Here is a 1,052-nt window from a genome sequence, read left to right as displayed (position 1 = left end):
AAAATAGATTTAAATAGTGAAGATATACTTAAAGAAAGCAAAGATAACCTTAAAAATATTAATACACCAAAAGATTTAGCATATATAATTTATACATCAGGTTCAACTGGAAATCCTAAAGGGGTGTGTATAGAAAATAGAAACTTAGTAAAGCTTGTTAATAATTCAGATTATATTGAAGTTAATGAAGAGGATAAAGTTCTTCAAAGTGGATCTTTGTCTTTTGATGCATCAGTATTTCAAATTTGGATTGCACTACTTAATGGAATAGCATTACATTTAGAAGAGAAAAATTTAATAATTAATGATATTGAATTAGAAAAATACATTAATAATAACAAAATAACAGTAATGCTTATGCCAACACCATTATTTAATCAATATAGTGAAAGTAATATAGAAATATTTAAAAATTTAAAATGCTTATTGGTAGGGGGAGATATTTTACAAAGCAAACAGGTAAGTAAAATAACAAAATCATATAAAGATTTAAAGATAATAAATGTATATGGGCCAACAGAAAACACAGTGATTTCAACAACATATGAAGTGAAAGGAAGTTGGGATGAAAATATAACAGTACCTATAGGAACATCAATATCTAATTCAACAGCATATATAATGGACAAGAATAGCAATTTACTTCCAATAGGAATTCCGGGAGAATTATGTGTAGGTGGAGATGGAATTGCAAGGGGATATTTAAATAGAGAAGACCTTACAAGAGAAAAATTTATAGAAAATCCTTATGTAAAAGGAGAAAAAATATATAAAACTGGGGATCTTGCAAAATGGCTTCCAGATGGAAACATACATTTTATAGGTAGAATTGACTATCAAGTAAAAATTAATGGGTTTAGAATAGAACTTCAAGAAATTGAAACACAATTATTAAAATATTCAAAGCTAAGGGAAGCAGTAGTAATAGATAGAAAAGATGAAAGTGGTAATAAGTACTTATGTGCATATGTTGTAAGTGAGGAAAAAGTGTCTTCAAAAGAAATAAAGGATTTTTTGAAAAAGGTATTACCTAATTATATGATTCCATCACA

1 protein-coding gene is annotated in these 1,052 nt (G+C 27.0%); it reads left to right on the top strand.

Annotation, left to right across the window (positions count from 1 at the left end; genetic code table 11):
• Window positions 1–1,052: amino acid adenylation domain-containing protein (locus tag NNC19_RS23430; RefSeq protein WP_310941101.1), on the top strand; the 1,052-nt coding region annotated here is incomplete at both ends.

This window comes from Clostridium sp. SHJSY1, assembly GCF_031626875.1.
In the GTDB taxonomy this organism is placed as follows: domain Bacteria; phylum Bacillota; class Clostridia; order Clostridiales; family Clostridiaceae; genus Clostridium.
Note: the sequence above shows the minus strand (reverse complement) of the source record. Positions and strands in the feature narration are given on the sequence as shown.